Genomic DNA, 17,510 nt, shown 5'->3' on the forward strand with positions numbered 1-17,510 from the left:
TAGCGGGATCAGTTGTGCGACCCGGTCGCTTGAGGTCCCATGCGGGCATGAATGCGGACGTGATGACCGATCCAGCAGACCGGACTCGCCTTCCTCACGACAGTGCCTGAGCCATCTGTAGGCCGTGCGGACGCTGACTCCCCGCCGCTTGTGCTGCCTCCTCGGCGCGCAGCCCCGTAAGCATGCGTTGTACGAGAAGGGCTCGACCTCGAGGGGTAAGACGGGCATGTTTATGTAGGTTCACCCGGGGCTCCTGGAAGGCTGTGTTGGTGGCGCTTTCAGAATTCCGGGAATGCCCCGGATGAACAACCTACTGAGAGATCACAACTAGCTCCCTTCCTTTCCCTTCTAACACGCTAACGCACACGACGTGGGTGTGTAGAAGGGAGCGCCCGGGCAGAAGGGGTGCAGGGACGGAGAGGTTGGGTATAGGGGGGGTGGTCTTTTGGGTAGTTAAGTCTGCTGATAGGTTGCTGCAAGGGACTGCCACAGCTGGTTGAACGGTAGCGATGCAAAGTGCTCTACGCCCTGGTATGGCACTCGCCGAGCTCCAACCACGTGCAGATGAAAAATCACAAGGCTACTCAATAGCCTGGACCAACACTTGACATTATACTTGTGATCACATCTTTCATCTTACAAAACGATAAAGTATCCGGTCATGCCCGACGCCCCAATTGCCTTCCCAGCGCTGCGCCAAGTTGCCCGCGCCACCTTGCAAGACCAGGTCTAACGCCACCTGCGCTAGGTCCTGATGAGCGGCCGCTTCCAACCCGGCCAGAAGCTCATCATTCGCGGCCTGGCCGCGGCTCTCGGTTCTAGCCCCATGCCTGTGCGCGAAGCACTGCAGCGCCTGAGCGCAGAAAACGCCTTCGAGGTATCGGGCAACGGCCGGGCACTCCCGAGCAGATTGCCGACGCCGCCCTGCGCGCCGCGGCCGCTGGTGCCGTCATCATCCACCTCCATGCCCGCGATCCTGAGGATGGTCGGCCGGTGCAGGATCCAGAGCTGTTTCGCCGCTTCCTGCCGCGCATCAAGCGGGAGAGCTACGTCATCATTAATCTCACTACCGGCGGCGCCCCGACCATTGGCGTGGAAGAGCGCCTTCAGCCTGCGCTGCAGCTCAAGCCGGAGCTTGCATCGCTGAACATGGGCTCGATGAACTTCGGTCTTTACGAGATGCTCGGTCGCTTCAAGGACTTCCAGCACGCCTGGGAACTTCCCTATCTCGAGGAGAGCGACGACCGTATCTTCCGCAACACTTTCCGCGACATCGCCCATATCCTCGAGGCCTGCCGCGAGAACCACACGCGCTTCGAGATCGAGTGCTACGACATCGGCCACCTCTACACGGCCGCTCACTTCCTCGAGCGCGGACTGCTGCCGCGGCCTTTGTTCATACAGTCAGTGTTCGGCCTGCGCGGTGGCATCGGTGGGCACCCCGAAGACCTCATGCAGATGCGCCGTACGGCCGACCGGCTGTTTGACGCGGACTATCCGTGGTCGGTACTCGGCGCCGGACGCAATCAGATAACACTGGCGACCATGGGCCTGGCCATGGGCGGCAACGCACGGGTCGGCCTGGAGGATTCGCTGTGGGACGGTCCGGGCAAGCTGGCGACCTCCAACGCCGACCAGGTCCGGCGCATCCGCACCGTGGTCGAGGCCCTCGGCGGCCGGGTAGCCAGTCCCGATGAAGCCCGCGAACTCCTGGGTCTGAAGGGACGCAACGCCGTCGACTTCTAGCCCACCCACCAGACCGCCCTTCCCGCAAAATAACAACAGAAAGGGAAAACATCATGCGTATCGAGATCGTCGTCGACCTAAAGACCACGCTTGGCGAAGAGCCGTTATGGGACGTGGAGCAGCAGCGCCTGTACTGGCTGGACAGCTTCGACGGCCGCATCCTGCGCTGCACCGCCGACGGCCGCGAGTTGCGGGCCTGGGACGTTGGCCAGAAAATCGGCTCCATGGCTCTGCGCCGCGAGGGCGATCGCGCCCTGGTCGCCCTGCAGAGCGGTATTCACGATCTGGATCTGGCCAGCGGTGAACTGATGCTCATCCACGCTCCTGAACCCGACTTGCCCTACAATCGCCTCAACGACGGTAAGGTGGATCGCCAGGGACGCTTCGTCTTCGGCTCCATGGACACTCTCGAAGAAAGCACCTCAGGCCGGCTCTACCGGCTGGACCCGGACCTGTCACGGCACGTCCTGGACGAAGGCATCATCTGCTCCAACGGACCTTGCTGGAGCCCGGATCGCAGCACCCTGTATTTCACCGACACCTGGACCGGCGAGCAGTGGACCTATGCCTATGACACCGCAACAGGCACGGTAGGCGAGCGGCGCACGCGCAACCGGATCGACACCGCCGGCGGCGGCGCCGCGGATGGCGCCACGGTGGATGCCGAAGGCTACCTCTGGCAGGCGCTGGTATATGCCGGCCAGCTGGTGCGCTACGCCCCGGACGGCGAGGTCGACCGGATCATCGAGATGCCGGTGAAGAAGGTCACCAGCGTCATGTTCGGCGGACCCGACCTGGACGTCCTCTACGTCACCTCCATGGCCCGGCCGCCACTGCCGCGCTTCCCCGGCGACGGCCAGCCGCGTGGAGCCCTGTTTGCCGTACACGACCTGGGCGTACGCGGCATCGCGGAGCGCCGCTTCGCCGCCTGAGCCACCACACTGCTTCCAAACCCTTCAGATTCTGACAGGGCGCTCCGCTGGCGCCCGGAGCACACTCATGCACACTGCAAACAAGGCCTCGCTGCGCCAGATCCACCGCTATTCCTGGGTTTCCTTACTGGTCTGCTGGCTGATCTGGATTCTCAACGCCTATGACCGCGAAATCGTCCTGCACCTGGGGGCCACCATCACCAAACACTTCAACTTCAGCCTCGATGACTGGGACACCATCGCCACCCTGATCATGCTGGCCCTGGCCCTGCTGGATATCCTGGGGGCGATGTGGAGCGACCGCTATGGTGCCGGCTGGAAGCGAGCACGTTTCCAGGTACCCCTGGTACTGGGCTACACCGCGCTGTCGTTTCTCTCCGGCTTCAAGGTCCTGAGCCATAGCCTGACCAGCTTCGTCGCCCTGCGTATCGGGGTAAACCTGGGCGCCGGCTGGGGTGAGTCGGTCGGCGTGAGCAATACCGCCGAATGGTGGCCAGTGGAACGTCGCGGTTTCGCTTTGGGCGCCTACCACACCGGCTACCCGATAGGCGCCCTGCTCAGCGGCTTAGTGGCCAACGCGGTCTGGCCCATCTACTACGCGGTCGCCTCGGATGCCGCGCTGCCTTCGGCCACGTCCACCGCCAACGGCATCATCACCACCGCCATGTTCATCGGCGGAGGCATCGCGCCGGTACTGATGAGCTGGCAGATCAGTGTGGGAAACGGCTGGACCAGCCTGGGCGGCTACGTCTCCTGCTTCTTCCTGATGGCGGCCTGTGCCCTTGGGGGCGCACTCCTGCAGCCGGGCACCCGAACACCGGCCAACCCTACCGTTTTAGCGCAGCCCATTTAGCCGAGATGATTTCGCTTACGCGCTCGCACGGGCGGGCAGCCGGGCATCTTCTAAAGAACTTAATTCTCCGTGCTTTGTCACATTTGCCCACAGTGATCAATGTCTGAGTGCTGCGCAAACGCCAATGATCTTGCAGTAAGATCTGCTCATATGGAAGCGTAACAGGAACAAACTTAACGACTATGACAAGGTGATGGTACTGGCCACGGAAGTATCAACACGCTGCGTCGCCAGCATAACGCCCGCCGCATCCGTCGATTACCTAGTTGATCAAGCCTTGGGTACGACGACCAACTGGTGGCGGCTGAAGAAGCGCTCCAGCTCCCGCACTTCCGGCTCCAGGCCGGTGAAGATCTTCAGGTATTCGGGGATGAAGGTGAGCCGGCGTTCCAGGGGCTCGACGGTCTTCATGCTGATGTAGCCGATCTGGGTCAGGTAGAGGGACCGCGCCCGGGTCTCGGCGGCGCGGTCCTCGAAGCCGAAGCGATCGAACATCCGCTTGAGCGCGGCGATGCGCAGGGCATCCGCCTCGGCGATGTCCTGCGCCACCTCGGCCGACTGCAACGCCCAGCTGCGCATGGCGAATTCGTACTGGGAATCGAACAGCCGTGCGTCCAGCCAGCAGTCGAAGACGTTGAGGATGGCTTCGGTGATGGACTCGGCGTACGCCTCGGTGCGGGCCACCAGATTGCCGGTGTTCTTGTTCTTCCACTGCTCGATGAGCGCGCGGAGCAAGGCTTCGCGGTCCTCGAAGAACCAGTAGAAGCTGGTGCGCGACAACTTGAGCTTCTTGGCCAGCGGCTGGATGCGCACGGCATCCACCCCGGCATCCTTGAGGCTTTCATAGGCAGCCGACAGCCAGCTCTCCAGGGAGCCGCGCGCGGGTTCGATAGCGGTGGGGATAGGTGCATTCATGGGCCGATAGTACAGCCCGGCCACGGCCCCAACAAGCGAGAATGTTCACTCATGTCGTTTTAGTTGACACCTATGTACATAGGGTTTTAAGTTCGTTCCACCTGATGAGTGCTGGTGGACCCGGACATGAAGAACGACCCTCTGCTGCAGCCGTATCAACTCAAGCACCTGACGTTGCGTAACCGCGTCATCATCACGTCCCACGAGCCCGCCTATCCTGAAGAGGGCATGCCCAAGCAGCTCTATCGCGCCTATCACGTGGAGCGGGCCAAGGCGGGCGTGGCCATGACCATGACGGCCGGGTCAGCCGCCATCTCGCGGGACAGTCCTCCCGTGTTCAACAACGTGCTGGCCTACAAGGACGAGGTGGTCGGCTGGCTCAAGGACCTCACCGACGAATGCCACGAGCACGGCGCGGCGGTGATGATCCAGCTGACCCACCTGGGGCGGCGAACCCGCTGGGACAAGGGCGACTGGCTGCCGGTGGTGTCCTCCTCCCACAGCCGCGAGCCCGCCCACCGGGCCTTCCCCAAGCGCCTGGAAACCTGGGACATCGAGCGCATCATCAAGGACTACGCCGATGCTGCCGAGCGCATGGTGGCCGCCGGCATGGACGGCATCGAACTGCAGGCCTACGGCCACCTGATGGACCAGTTCTGGTCGCCGCTGACCAACGACCTGGATGAACCCTACGGCGGTTCGCTGCGCAATCGCCTGAATTTCACCTTCGAGGTGCTCAAGGCCATTCGTGCCCGGGTCGGCGAGCGTTTCATCGTCGGCATCCGCTACACCGCCGACGAGGTGGTCAAGGGCGGCCTGACCAAGGAGGAAGGCCTGACCATCACCCAGCTGCTCAAGGACAGCGGCATGATCGACTTCCTCAATGTCATTCGTGGCCACATCGCCACCGACGCCGCCCTTACCGACATCATCCCGGTGCAGGGCATGCGCAACGCACCGCACCTGGATTTCGCCGGCGAGATCCGCTCGCGCACCGGCTTCCCCACCTTTCATGCCGCCAAGATCTCCGACGTCGCCACCGCCCGCCATGCCATCGCCGCCGGCCTGGTGGACATGGTCGGTATGACCCGTGCGCACATGACCGATCCGCACCTGGTACGCAAACTGACCGAGGGCCGCGAAGACGACATCCGCCCTTGCGTGGGGGCCAACTATTGCCTGGACCGCATCTACAACGCCGGGGCGGCCTATTGCATCCACAACGCCGCCACCGGCCGCGAGACCAGCATGCCCCACACCATCGCCAAGGCGGCGACCCGCCGCAAGGTGGTGGTGGTCGGCGCCGGTCCCGGTGGGTTGGAGGCGGCCCGGGTGGCCGGCGAGCGGGGTCACCAAGTGGTGGTGCTGGAGCTGGCCGAGCAGGCCGGCGGTCAGGTACGCCTCACCGCCCAGTCGGAGCGGCGCAAGGAGATGCAGAGCATCATCGACTGGCGCCTGGCGCAGTGCGATCGCCTCGGCGTGCACTTCCACTTCAACACCTGGGCGGACGCCGCGCGGGTGCTGGCGGAAGACCCGGACGTGGTGATCATCGCCACCGGCGGCCTGCCCCATACCGAGGTGCTCGAGCGCGGCAACGAGCTGGTGGTGTCCAGCTGGGACATCATCGCCGGCGACGTCAAGCCGGGGCGCAATGTGCTGGTCTACGATGACGCCGGTGACCATGCCGGGCTGCAGGCGGCCGAGTTCATCGCCCGCAGCGGCGCCCGCACCGAGATCATGACCCCGGATCGCAGCTTCGCCCCCGAGGTGATGGGCATGAACCTGGTGCCCTACATGAGAGCCCTGCAGGGGCTCGACACCCACTTCACCGTGACCTACCGGCTCAAGGCGGTGGAGCGCGACGGCGACGGGCTCAAGGCCATCGTCGGCACCGACTACAGCGACCTGGAAAAGGTCTGCCACTACGACCAGGTGGTGGTCAACCACGGCACCCTGCCGCTGGACGAGCTCTACTTCGAACTCAAGCCGCTGGCGAGCAACGAGGGCGCGGTGGAGTACCACGACCTGATCGTCGGCCAGCCACAACGGCTGGCCACCAATCCCGCCGGCCGTTTCCAGCTGTTCCGCATCGGCGATGCGGTGTCCTCGCGCAATACCCACGCCGCCATCTATGACGCGCTGCGCTTGGTGAAAGACCTCTAAGAAGGTCGGTGCACCCGCTGTACCCTTTTTCCACTGCCTCTTCGACGTCTCACAAGAACATGCCAGCCCCGGCTGGCCAGACGAGGTCCCCATGCATCATCCAGAGTCCCTTGCCGGCTTCGATCCGCTGGTCGACGCCCGCCTGAGCTTCCGCCAGGACAGCCGCGTCAGCGAGCACCACCTCGCCCCGCTCGACGAAGACCTGCTGCGCGCCCACGCCGCCATCGACCGCCGTGCCCTGCGCCGCTATCGCCTGGCGCGCATCCGCGCGCAGTTGGTGGAGCACGACTACGCCGGCGTGCTGCTCGCCGATCCGATCAACATCCGCTACGCCACCGACACCAACAACCTGGGGCTGTGGGTCATGCATTCCCCCAGCCGCTACGTGCTGGTGACCACCAGCGGGCCGCTGATCCTGTTCGATTTCACCAGCAGCAAGCACAACAGCGAACACATCGAGACCATCGACGAGATCCGCCCGGCCACGCCCTGGCTGTATTTCCTGGCCGGACCCCGGGTCGAGGAAAAGGCCACGTCCTGGGCCCACGAGGTCGCCGAACTGGTGCTGCACCATGGCGGCGGCAACCGGCGCCTGGCGGTGGACCGCTGCGATCCCTGGGGCGCCACCAGGCTGGTGGACCTCGGCCTGAGCCTGCACGACGCCCAGCCGCTGATGGAACAGGCGCGGCTGATCAAGTCGGCCGAGGAACTGGCCAGCCACAGTGTCTCCATGGGCGTCTGCGACCTGGCCATCGCGCGGATGCGCGCCAGCCTGCGGCCGGGTATCACCGAGAACCAGCTGTGGAGCATCCTGCATGGCACCAACGTCGCCCACGGCGGCGAGTGGGCCGAGAGCCGCCTGCTCAGCTCCGGCCAACGCACCAACCCCTGGTTCCAGGACGCCACCGACAAGCCCATCCAGGCCGGGGAAATGGTCTGCTTCGATACCGACATGGTCGGCCCGGGCGGCTATCTGTCGGACATCTCGCGCAGCTTCGTCTGCCCCGGCCAACCGGCCACGGCGCGCCAGCGCGACCTCCTGCAGACCGCGGCCGAGCAGCTGACGCAGAACATCAACCTGCTGCGTCCCGGGCTGGGTTTCCGCGAATTCGCCGAGCGCTGCTGGCCAGTACCGGAAAAATACCGGCACAACCGCTACATGATGATGCTGCACGGCGTCGGCCTGGTGGACGAGTACCCCAGCGTGGCCTACGCCACCGACTTCGCCGACTGGGGCTACGACGGCAGTTTCGCCGAGAACATGGTGGTCTCGGTGGAAAGCTTCATCGGCGAACAGGGCGGCCCCGAGGGGGTGAAGCTGGAGGAACAGGTGGTGATCACGGCGGCGGGGGCGGTGAAGCTCTCGCGCACGCCGCTGCTGGATCCCGACCTGCACTGATGGCCCCGCCTCCCCCGTGGAGGCCCCTGCGAGGAGAGCGAGATGAGCGCCATGAGTATCGTCAGAACCCCCGTGTCATCGGTGCCGGAACAACCCGAGGAGCGTCCGGCGTTCCTGCGCCTGGAAGGCATCGGCAAGCGCTTCGGGCCCTATGAGGTCTTGCAGGACGTGTCCCTGGACATGGCCAAGGGCGAGGTGCTGGCCATCATCGGCCCCAGCGGGTCGGGCAAGAGCACCCTGCTGCGCTGCATCAACCAGCTGGAGCCGCCCACCCGCGGCACCGTGACCCTGGACGGCCTGAGCCTGCAGGCCGGCCAGGTCTCCCGCCAGCAGCTGGTGGCCCTGCGGCGGCGCATCGGCATGGTGTTCCAGTCCTTCAACCTCTTTCCGCACCTGACCGTGCTGCAGAACGTCAGCCTCGCCCAGGTGCGCAGCCTGGGGCGCAGTCGCCAGGACGCGGATCACCGTTCGCTGGAGTTGCTGGAGCGGGTGGGCCTGGCCGCCAAGGCCAAGGCCTATCCCAGCCAGTGCTCCGGTGGCCAGCAGCAGCGTGTGGCCATCGCCCGCGCCCTGGCGCTGGACCCGGAGCTGATGCTGTTCGACGAACCCACCTCGGCGCTGGATCCGGAGCTCGGCATGGAGGTGCTCAAGGTGATGCAGGAGCTGGCCGAGGACGGCATGTCGATGATCATGGTCACCCACGAGATGCACTTCGCCGAGACCGTCTCCGACCGCGTGGTGGTGATGGCCGACGGCCGCCTCATCGAACAGGGGCCGAGCGCCCAGGTCATGCGCCATCCGCAGCACGAGCGGGTCAAGCGCTTCCTGGCCGCGGTGAGGAATCGCTGATGAGCGCCATCCTGCTCGCCCTGCTGCAGGGCATTCCCTGGACCCTGGCGGTGACCGCGACGGCCTTCGTCATCGGCCTGGTACTGGGTTTCCCGCTGTGTGGCCTGCGGGTGTGCCGGAGCAAGCCGCTGCGCCTGCTCGCCTTCGCGGTGATCCTCACCTTGCGCGCCATCCCGCCCATCGTCTGGCTGTTCTTCATCTTCTTCGGCCTGGGCGGCGGCTGGTTGACCCTGTCGCCCTTCGCCGCCGCCACCCTCGGCCTGGGGCTGATCACGGCGGCGCATATGGCCGAGGTCTACCGCGGCGCCCTCACCGGCATCCCCACCGGCCAGTACGAGGCGGCACTGGTGCTCAACCTCAGCGCCCGGCAGCGCTTCTTCGACGTCATCCTGCCGCAACTGGTGCGCATCGCCATCCCGGCCGCCGCCACCTATGCTATCGGGCTGCTCAAGGATTCGGCCATCGCCTCGACGCTGGGCGTCACCGACATCAGCGCCGCTGCCTACCAGCAAACCCAACAAACCTTGCAGGGCCTGCCGGTGTACAGCCTGGCCGCTCTGCTCTACATCGGCCTGAGCGTGCCAGTGGCGCTGTTCGCCCGCCGCCTGGGCGACCACCTCGGCCGGAGGATCCAGCGATGACCGAACTACTGGCCAACTGGGTCGAATGGTTTCCGGATCTCTGGCACGGCTGGCTGCTCTCGCTCCAGGTGACCGCCCTGGCGCTGCTCGTCGGCATCCCCCTGGGCCTGCTGTTCGCCCTGGGTGTCTCCAGCCGCAGGCTGCCGCTGCGCTGGCTGACCGTGGTGGTGGTGGAACTGGGCCGCGGCGCCCCGGCGCTGATCCTGCTGCAGTACTTCTATTTCGGCCTGCCCTCGGCGCACATCACCCTCAGCGCCTACAGCGCCGCCGCCCTGGCCCTGGCCTACTGCACCGGCGCCTACACCAGCGAGATCCTCAGGGGCGGGCTGGACGCCGTCGCCCAGGGCCAGCGCGAGGCGGCGGACGTGATCGGCCTCACGCCGCTCGACGCCCTGCGCTTCGTCATCCTGCCGCAGGCCCTGCGCATCGCCATCCCGGCACTGCTGGGCTTCTCCATCATGATTTTCCAGGCCTCGTCGCTGTGCTTCACCATCGCCCTGCCGGAATTGGTGAGTCGCGCCTCGATGATCGGCTCCAGCACCTTCCAATACATGCCCGTGCTGCTCCTGGCGGGTGTGATGTACGCGGCCCTGTGCATTCCCGCCGCCCTGCTGGTGGGAAACCTGGAACGCCGCCTGGCCCCGGAACGGGCCTGACCTAGAGCCTATTAAAAGGCTCGCGAGCTAGAGACAAACAAGGTGAAAAGACCGAGGAAGCGGACCGGGCTCGCGAACGAATTTACAAGTGGTAAATGAGCATTCCGACCGCGCTGGCGACCCAGGCCGTTTTCAACGCAGTTTGGCCGACGCGCAGCAGACTTTGAATAGGCTCTTAGCCCCTGCCGATCATCATCCCGAGGACGACCGCCATGACCGATGCAGCTACCTTCTTCCAGCGCCTCACCCTCATCAGCCTGCTGCTGTGCGGCAGCGCCACCGCCCTGGCCGACTGCAAGCCTGCCCATAGCTTCGACACCCTGGAAAAGGGCGTGCTCAAGGTGGCGACCTATGTCTTCCCGCCCTATGCCATTCCCGGGCCTGACGCCAGCATCGGCGGCGTGGAAGGCGACATCCTCACCGGCTTCGCCGCCAAGGAATGCCTGACCGTCCGCACTACCACCGTGGACACCGCCGCCGTGGTGCAATCGGTGATCACCCGGCGCGCCGACGTCGGCATCGGCGACTGGTATCGCACCGCCGAGCGGGCCAAGGTGCTGGGTCTCTCCGCCCCCACCTTCCTCGACGTCATGGGGATCATCTCCAAGGACAACCTGAGCCGCATCGACCAGCTCGAAAGCAAGCGCGTCGGCACCGTGCAAGGCTATCTGTGGGTGGCCGACCTGAAGAAGGTGCTGGGCGACAACCTGGTGCTCTACCCCAACCCCGTGGCCATGGCCCAGGACCTGGCCTCGGGCCGTCTCGACGTCGCCACCGACAGCTTCGCCGTGGCCAAGACCGCGCAGCAGAAAGGTGCCTATCCGGGTGCCAGCATCAACGTCGCCGCCGGCGATCCGCGGGTCAAGGCCTCGCAGCAGCCAGGCCAGGCGGCTATCCTCTTCGCCAAGCAGAACGACGCCCTGGGCCAGGCTCTGTCCGCCTACATCGAGCAGCTGCACCAGGACGGCGGCCTGCGCAAGATCGTCGCCGGCTACGGCCTCGAAGAGACGATCACCGAGGTCGGTGCTCCGCGGTTGATCGAATGACTCGATTGGCTGCCATGAACTGCACGTCGGCTCACCCTGCCCAGGACGTCCGCTCGCCCCTGCGGGAGCGGTTGGTCAAGGCGGCCCTGAGGCTATTCGTCGCCCAGGGCTACCAGGCCGTGAGCATGCGTGATTTGGCGCGCTGCCTGGGCGTACAGCCGGGCTCGCTGTACTACCACGTGCAGAGCAAAGAGGATCTCTTGGTCGAGTTGCTGGAAGGTACCTTAACCGAGCTGCTTCACCTGACCCGACGGGCATTACGCGACAAGACGCCACCAGGCAACCGCTTACCGGCCTTCTTGAGGATCTACTTTGACTTCAAAGCCGAACACGAAGATGAGCTACGTCTCTTGGCACAGGAGATACCCCTGCTATCCGCAGAAGCCAGGACGGGCATCCAGGCGCTACGCAAGGCCTACCAGGCAGAATTAGTCCAGGTTCTTCAATGCCTGCCGCTGGGCGCGGGTATGCCGTGCGACGACCTAGCGCGCCTGCTGCTAGGTGCACTGAGCGGACAATTCTACTGGCAGGTGCCAGATCAGGAGTTGCAAAGATTCCTCCTCCAAGCCTTGTACGCCACGCCCCGGCCCCTGATCAGTCCTCCATGAGCCAGGCTCCCTGTCACCCGCTGACGCAGCCTGATGCTGAAACCCTGGCGCGGGCTGTTGCCTGCGCTGGGGCAACAGCCCGGCGGCCGCCGACGCCCCTACCGCCGACCACCGCGGCTTGCCCACCCTCGGCTTCGCCTATCTACTAGATTACCTCGACGGATTCCGCCAGGGCCGCATCGATCCAGCCGCCGAGCCTAGTCCTGGCGGGCTAACGACCACCACTGCCAACGACTTAAACCAGTGTGCGGGATCAGATGACCACCTCAAGCTGCTGATCCTAGTTTGCGACTGCACGCGCACCGAGACCCAAGCTCTGCATTGATGGAAGCAGTTTAATCGTACTCCAAGGCGTCTAAACCGCCTTGCTAAAGCTAAAGTCTATGCCCTAGCGGCCGATACGCTGGATGCCGTACTACTAATGATTTCGGCCATTTCATGTGCAAATCGGGCAACAACTTAGATCCCGTTTTGACACATCTCCGCTTAGCTATAGCGCTCATCCCATCATTTGAAGGTGTCCTTATGAACTGGTTCGTCAACGCCAAGCTTGCGGTCAAATTGCTTGTCGCCTTTGTCGCTTGTGCATGCATAACCTTGTTGATTGGACTGCTGGGAAGTCGAGGTATAGGGACTTTAGCCGACGCTTTGAAAATTACTTTTTCCAACAATTTGGTTTCTGTCAGCCTGACCAATGCCACTACAACCTACGCGGTTGCGCAGAACCGTGATCTATACCGTCTCGTTTCTCTCACCAACGCGGGTGCTGATCCCAACGAGCTAGACCAGGTGCGTCAGAGTATAAAAAATAATCAGTTGGCAAGTGAAAAAACCTTCGCCATCTATCGTGCCACCCCTTTGGAGGAGGACGAAAGACTGGCTGGTGACCAAATGGATAAGGATTGGCCGTTGTACCAGGCAAGCATTCAGCGCACCTTGACTACCCTAGATAAAGGCGAACTAAACCAGGTACGCGGCCTGCTCAAAGGGGATGTACAGACCCAATATCAGCGTGTACTGGATGAACTCAAAATTATGGTGGACTCAAACAACCGCCAGATCAAAGAAGGCGCAGCCGCCACTGACGAGGCCGTAACCAAAGCTAATGTATGGCTGTATTCGGGCATCGTAGCAGCCTTCCTTGTAGCCATTGCCCTTGGTCTTCTGATTACTCGTTCTATTACTCGCCCGTTAGGCGAAGCTGTGGCTAATGCGCAACGGGTCGCTGACGGCGACCTTACTGAAAGCATCGTCAATCGTCGTCGTGATGAACCGGGACAACTGCTTAATGCCTTGGCGGGCATGCAGACTAACCTTCGCTATACACTGCAAGAGATCGCCAGCGCTTCCGATCAGCTTGCTTCTGCAGCAGAAGAACTCAGTGCCGTAACGGACGAAAGCTCACAGGGCCTCGTCCGGCAAAACGACGAGATCCAGCAAGCTGCAACAGCGGTAAATCAGATGACCAGCGCCATTGAGGAAGTTGCTCGCAACGCCACGTCCACTTCAGCCGCCTCGCATGATACTAGCCAGGAGGCGGAGACTGGCCGCCGGCAAGTCCAGCAGGCAGTTGGCGCCATTGATGCCATGGCCAGTGAGTTAGGTAGCTCGAGCAAGACAGTGCAGCAGTTGGCTGAACAAGTTCGAGACATAGGCAAAGTGGTCGACGTAATTCGCAGCATTGCCGAACAGACCAACCTGCTGGCGCTTAATGCCGCTATTGAAGCCGCTCGTGCGGGTGAGCAAGGTCGCGGCTTCGCCGTAGTCGCCGACGAGGTCCGTGCCTTGGCCGCTCGCACTCAGGCGTCTACTGGTGAAATTGAGAGCATGATCGGTGGAGTGCAACATACCGCCAATCAAGCAGTCCGCGCCATGGACAGTAGCCAGGCGCGTGCCAAAGATACCCAGCAACTGGCCCTGGCCGCCGATCAAGCCCTACTGCGTATCACCGAATCGGTTGCCGGCATTAACGAACGCAACCTAGTGATTGCCAGTGCCGCCGAGGAGCAGGCACAGGTGGCGCGTGAGGTAGATCGCAACCTGAGCAATATTCAGGGCCTTTCCATCCAAACCGCGGCCGGAGCCAATCAGACGAGTGCCTCCAGCCAGGACCTCTCGCGTTTGGCCACCTCATTCAACCAGATGGTAGCCCGTTTTCATCTGTGAAAATACAGGGAGTTATAACGCCCAAGTTGGGGGCGTATCGTCCGAAGGGCGTTAACTGCCGGACGGCTTGAGAGTCTTCAAGCGCATTCCAAGCAGGCTTGTAACATTTCAGCAGGACTGACCATAAGTGTCTAGAAGCGCATGATCGCAGCGTGCAGATCATTTACGATGGCTACCTCAGGCTCTATCGATAATCCAGCGGAATTTGTTCAACCGCCTCGGCGCTATCCTCACTCGACGACGGTCAGTACAAGAACTCGGTGACCGTCGGGCTAATACCTACCAGCACACGAGCTGTTCGTGCGCCTTACGAACGGAAAAGGCCTGGCTGGCGGAGCCGAACAAGCCCAGCGCCAATCCGTGCCCCGACTGGGCGAGCAAAAGTTTGCTCGATGCCCTCCAGGGCAAGGCGCTCAGGTTCAAGCCGGACAGGATCTGTTGCCAGGACTGCGCCGCTGCAAGCGGATTCAGTCAGGCCTGATCGTCGGGCTATGACTTTTTCACGCTCGCCTCCCACCAAGGCCCGCACATTGTTCCGTTGAGGGCCTTGCCACTCCTTGCCGCCGCAGAGCCGCCTGTCGCCTGAAAGCCTCTTTCCAGAGTGTACTCGCTCAAGAAGCCAGATCAATTGCCGTTGCGCTTAGCACAAGCGTTTTATCTGTGCAGAAGCTGTCGAATAGCTTCAAGTAGGTATGCTTTCCACCGAGAAATGGTTCTCTAAACAGTGTGCGTATAAGAGGTCGTCCATGCCCATTGTCCTGTCTCTTCAGAAGAAACTCTCGCTATCAGCCACCGCGGCCGTCCTGGTCGTGGGTATCGGCCTGACGACCATCAACTTTCTCAACACCCGCGCGGCCCTCGAGGCCTCCACGGTCGAGCAGCTGAAGACGGTCAGCTTCGTCTTCAACGGCGGCGTCCGCCAGTGGCTCGATGGCAAGGCCGCGGCGCTGGGCGCCCTGGCGCCGGAGACCCAGGAGGCGAATCTTCCCGCCAGCCTCAACCAGGTCAAGCTGTCGGGTGGCTTCGACAACGTCTTCTATGCCCGCGGTGACGGCAGCCAGGTCAACGCCAATGGCGTCCAGCTGCCGCCGGACAACAACGATCCGCGGAAATGGCTGTGGTACCAGCAGGCGCTGCAGAACCCCGGCCAGGTGTTCTTCTCCATCCCCACGGTGGCGGCGGCCACCAAGCAGAACGTGCTGTCGCTGGGCTGGGCCCTGCAATCGGGAGGCAAGACGACCGCCATCCTCGGCGCCGACGTGAGCATCCGCGACATCCTCGAGCAGCTCAAGCGCGTGCAATTGCCGGGTGCCGGCAGCGCCGTGCTGGTCAACGGCCAGAACATCGTGCTGGGTCATGAGGATGCCGCCCTGCTGGCCAAACCGATCACCGACCTCTACCCGCTGCTGGGCGCGGACACCCTCAAGGGCCTGGCCCAGGCGCCGGGCGAGCGCTTCGTGACGACCGCAACCGGCCAGCGCCTGTACGCCGCGCCCATGAACCACAATGGCGAAACCCTGATCATGATCGTCGACGAAGGGGTGCTCATGGCGCCGCTGCAACGGCAGCTGTGGATCAGCGTCGCCATCCTGGCGGCGGTGCTGGGCGTGTCGCTAGTGCTGATCAATCTCTTCTGCAGTTACCTGCTCCGGCCGCTGGGCGTGGTCTCCGCGGGCCTGCAGGTCATCGCCGATGGCCAGGGCGACCTGACCCGGCGAATCGCCGTGCAGAGCCACGACGAGGTCGGCGGGCTGGCGGGACACTTCAACCAGTTCGTCGCCAGCCTGCATGGCCTGATCGGCGGCGTGCGCCAGCATGCCGAGAACGTGGACGCCGAATCGCAGAAGGTCCTGCAGCGCAGTGCCTCGGCCACCCAGGAGCTGGGCCGCCTGCAACAGGAGATTACCCTGGTCGCCACGGCCGTCACGGAGATGTCCTCCGCCACCCAGGAGATCGCCCGCAACGCCGAGCAGACCGCCGCAGCCATCCGGCAATCCTCCGACAGCACCACCCAGGGCCTGAGCCTGGTGCAGACCAGCAAGACCTCCATCACCAGCCTGGCCCGGGAAGTGGATGACGCCACCCAGGTGATCGGCGAACTGGATCAGCACTCGCAATCCATCGCCCAGGTGCTGGACAGCATCCAGAGCATCGCCGAGCAGACCAACCTGCTGGCGCTGAACGCGGCCATCGAGGCCGCCCGCGCCGGCGAGCATGGCCGGGGCTTCGCGGTGGTCGCCGACGAGGTGCGGACGCTGTCGCAGCGCACCCAGGCGTCGACCCGGGAAATCAACGAGACCATCGGCACGCTCCAGCAGATGACCCGCCAGGCGGTGCAGCGGATGGGCAGCAGCATGGCCATCGCCGAACGCAGCGTGGCCGATGTGGAGCGGGCCTCCAGCGCCCTAGAGGCCATCGCCGAGAGCGCCGGGGTCATCTCCGAGATGTCGCTGCAGATCGCCACGGCGGCCGAGGAGCAGACCTCGGTGACCGAGGAAATCACCCGCAACGTCATCACCATCAAGGCACTCGGCGACACCCTGGCCAGCGGCGCCGAGGATTCGGAACGGCAATCGCGCTCCCTGCAGCATCATGCCGCCGACCTCAATCGCAACGTGGCACGCTTCCTCTTGTGAGAGATATTGAACTTGCCCGTACCCTGCAATGGGGGCGGGCAACTGATGTCGGATGGATCCATAGAGTCGCTTACTCGAAACGGCTTTGCGAGTTGACTAGTCGAGTTATCTCACTAAGTTTTCCGCAGCAGGCAAAAGACGAAATGGGAATAGGTCCATAAGCCTACTTAATGCAGCTTTAACTCGCAGCTATTTCTAGGTTTTCGCATTTATTTCAAAAACCGACAGGAAGCCGTCCGACTTGCAATGCGCCCACATCACGACCCATCGCCTAGCGCTGGACTAGATGACCAGTATTGCCATGTCGAACAGCTATCCAAGCCACTTGGACGGCTGCGATAGCCGCACATGCAGCAGAAACCGATTTGGCCAAGGTGCGCTTCCTACGAAGGCGTGATGCTCCTTTGCAATAACAGTGCCATCGAACCGATCAACAGCATAATCACGACCAGTGGCTTTAATGGAGCCGCCGAACGCGCTCAGCGTGCGGTCGGGCCACACTAGCCTACCGATGAAAAGATCGCCCGCTGGGCCAGACTAAAATGCGGATCGACTACTGTCTCGACAAGAGGCGGAGTGGAACCGCCCACCCTGTGACCGATGCGCTTGAGGCTGATAAGCCCGTCTCGCATGACACGTACGGGATGCGTTGCAACACTTGACAGCATCAAAGGGCCATGTTCTTTTTGAAGTGACCCCAAAAAGTTGGACGAGATGGGAAGAGCTTAGCCGAATTCAGTGGCTGAACGGCCGTGACCCCAGAGATCTAAATAGGGTGCTAATGCCGTTCCAAACTGCGCAAGGCTCCAAGTCTTGCTAGGAAGCGAGCGTTTGCTGGCAGATTTCGAGTGTGCTCACCGTCGTTTCCTGAGGTGATGACAGCAGGCAGGGACGACTAGC

12 protein-coding genes and 3 pseudogenes are annotated in these 17,510 nt (G+C 63.1%); 13 read left to right on the forward strand and 2 right to left on the reverse strand.

The annotated features are described in order from the left end of the window. Positions 1–244, reverse strand: a pseudogene (locus RND78_RS26600) (leucine zipper domain-containing protein); the annotation flags it as partial. Between the two features lie 495 nt (positions 245–739). Between RND78_RS26600 and RND78_RS28580 the strand changes: the two are divergent. The 4 genes and pseudogenes from RND78_RS28580 to RND78_RS26620 form a co-directional block, all read left to right on the forward strand. Next, positions 740–895, forward strand: a pseudogene (locus RND78_RS28580) (GntR family transcriptional regulator); the annotation flags it as partial. Further along, positions 892–1,746, forward strand: a pseudogene (locus RND78_RS26610) (3-keto-5-aminohexanoate cleavage protein); the annotation flags it as partial. The pseudogenes RND78_RS28580 and RND78_RS26610, both read left to right, overlap by 4 nt. A 53-nt stretch (positions 1,747–1,799) precedes the next feature. Further along, positions 1,800–2,678, forward strand: a complete 879-nt coding sequence (locus tag RND78_RS26615) for an SMP-30/gluconolactonase/LRE family protein (RefSeq protein WP_312733112.1) — start codon at positions 1,800–1,802, stop codon at positions 2,676–2,678. Between the two features lie 67 nt (positions 2,679–2,745). Next, the gene (locus tag RND78_RS26620) at positions 2,746–3,531 is read left to right on the forward strand and encodes an MFS transporter (protein WP_312733114.1); all 786 of its coding nucleotides are present in this window, start codon (positions 2,746–2,748) and stop codon (positions 3,529–3,531) included. A 270-nt stretch (positions 3,532–3,801) separates the two neighbouring features. Here the strand turns inward: RND78_RS26620 and RND78_RS26625 are convergent, their stop codons facing one another. Next, positions 3,802–4,446: a TetR/AcrR family transcriptional regulator gene (locus RND78_RS26625; RefSeq protein WP_312733116.1), complete on the reverse strand. Its 645-nt coding sequence runs from the start codon at positions 4,444–4,446 to the stop codon at positions 3,802–3,804. Positions 4,447–4,572: 126 nt separating this feature from the next. Here RND78_RS26625 and RND78_RS26630 point away from each other — a divergent pair, with 126 nt between their 5' ends. The 9 genes from RND78_RS26630 (at position 4,573) to RND78_RS26670 (ending at position 16,610) form a co-directional block, all read left to right on the forward strand. Further along, the gene (locus RND78_RS26630) at positions 4,573–6,609 is read left to right on the forward strand and encodes an NADH:flavin oxidoreductase (RefSeq protein WP_312733118.1); all 2,037 of its coding nucleotides are present in this window, start codon (positions 4,573–4,575) and stop codon (positions 6,607–6,609) included. A gap of 91 nt (positions 6,610–6,700) precedes the next feature. Then, positions 6,701–8,008 carry a Xaa-Pro peptidase family protein gene (locus RND78_RS26635; RefSeq protein ID WP_312733120.1) on the forward strand — a complete coding sequence of 436 codons (1,308 nt, stop codon included), beginning with the start codon at positions 6,701–6,703 and terminating at the stop codon, positions 8,006–8,008. 51 nt (positions 8,009–8,059) lie between these two features. Continuing rightward, positions 8,060–8,857: an amino acid ABC transporter ATP-binding protein gene (locus tag RND78_RS26640; RefSeq protein WP_409457139.1), complete on the forward strand. Its 798-nt coding sequence runs from the start codon at positions 8,060–8,062 to the stop codon at positions 8,855–8,857. Further along, a complete protein-coding gene (locus RND78_RS26645; protein WP_312733123.1) occupies positions 8,857–9,498 on the forward strand; it encodes an amino acid ABC transporter permease in 642 nt (213 codons plus the stop codon). Before RND78_RS26640 ends, RND78_RS26645 begins: the two co-directional genes overlap by 1 nt. Further along, positions 9,495–10,154 (forward strand): amino acid ABC transporter permease, encoded by a 660-nt coding sequence (locus RND78_RS26650; protein WP_312733125.1) that lies wholly within the window; start codon positions 9,495–9,497, stop codon positions 10,152–10,154. Before RND78_RS26645 ends, RND78_RS26650 begins: the two co-directional genes overlap by 4 nt. Before the next feature lie 212 nt (positions 10,155–10,366). Further along, positions 10,367–11,200 (forward strand): transporter substrate-binding domain-containing protein, encoded by an 834-nt coding sequence (locus RND78_RS26655; RefSeq protein WP_312733127.1) that lies wholly within the window; start codon positions 10,367–10,369, stop codon positions 11,198–11,200. A gap of 14 nt (positions 11,201–11,214) precedes the next feature. Continuing rightward, the gene (locus RND78_RS26660; RefSeq protein WP_312733131.1) at positions 11,215–11,808 is read left to right on the forward strand and encodes a TetR/AcrR family transcriptional regulator; all 594 of its coding nucleotides are present in this window, start codon (positions 11,215–11,217) and stop codon (positions 11,806–11,808) included. Between the two features lie 525 nt (positions 11,809–12,333). Then, entirely contained in the window at positions 12,334–13,974 is a 1,641-nt protein-coding gene (locus RND78_RS26665) for a methyl-accepting chemotaxis protein (protein WP_312733129.1), read from the forward strand. A 746-nt stretch (positions 13,975–14,720) separates the two neighbouring features. Next, positions 14,721–16,610: a methyl-accepting chemotaxis protein gene (locus tag RND78_RS26670; protein ID WP_312733130.1), complete on the forward strand. Its 1,890-nt coding sequence runs from the start codon at positions 14,721–14,723 to the stop codon at positions 16,608–16,610. The last annotated feature ends 900 nt before the right edge of the window (positions 16,611–17,510 follow it).

It is taken from the genome of Pseudomonas oryzihabitans, assembly GCF_032027545.1.
Classification (GTDB): domain Bacteria; phylum Pseudomonadota; class Gammaproteobacteria; order Pseudomonadales; family Pseudomonadaceae; genus Chryseomonas; species Chryseomonas oryzihabitans_F.

Excerpts from the sequence above, each read along its gene's own strand:
- RND78_RS26650 (WP_312733125.1), top strand. The coding sequence starts at position 9,495 with ATGACCGAACTACTGGCCAACTGGGTCGAATGGTTTCCGGATCTCTGG.
- RND78_RS26670 (WP_312733130.1), top strand. The coding sequence starts at position 14,721 with ATGCCCATTGTCCTGTCTCTTCAGAAGAAACTCTCGCTATCAGCCACC.
- RND78_RS26625 (WP_312733116.1), bottom strand. The coding sequence starts at position 4,446 with ATGAATGCACCTATCCCCACCGCTATCGAACCCGCGCGCGGCTCCCTG.
- RND78_RS26660 (WP_312733131.1), top strand. The coding sequence starts at position 11,215 with ATGAACTGCACGTCGGCTCACCCTGCCCAGGACGTCCGCTCGCCCCTG.
- RND78_RS26620 (WP_312733114.1), top strand. The coding sequence starts at position 2,746 with ATGCACACTGCAAACAAGGCCTCGCTGCGCCAGATCCACCGCTATTCC.
- RND78_RS26665 (WP_312733129.1), top strand. The coding sequence starts at position 12,334 with ATGAACTGGTTCGTCAACGCCAAGCTTGCGGTCAAATTGCTTGTCGCC.
- RND78_RS26630 (WP_312733118.1), top strand. The coding sequence starts at position 4,573 with ATGAAGAACGACCCTCTGCTGCAGCCGTATCAACTCAAGCACCTGACG.
- RND78_RS26635 (WP_312733120.1), top strand. The coding sequence starts at position 6,701 with ATGCATCATCCAGAGTCCCTTGCCGGCTTCGATCCGCTGGTCGACGCC.
- RND78_RS26615 (WP_312733112.1), top strand. The coding sequence starts at position 1,800 with ATGCGTATCGAGATCGTCGTCGACCTAAAGACCACGCTTGGCGAAGAG.
- RND78_RS26655 (WP_312733127.1), top strand. The coding sequence starts at position 10,367 with ATGACCGATGCAGCTACCTTCTTCCAGCGCCTCACCCTCATCAGCCTG.
- RND78_RS26645 (WP_312733123.1), top strand. The coding sequence starts at position 8,857 with ATGAGCGCCATCCTGCTCGCCCTGCTGCAGGGCATTCCCTGGACCCTG.
- RND78_RS26640 (WP_409457139.1), top strand. The coding sequence starts at position 8,060 with ATGAGTATCGTCAGAACCCCCGTGTCATCGGTGCCGGAACAACCCGAG.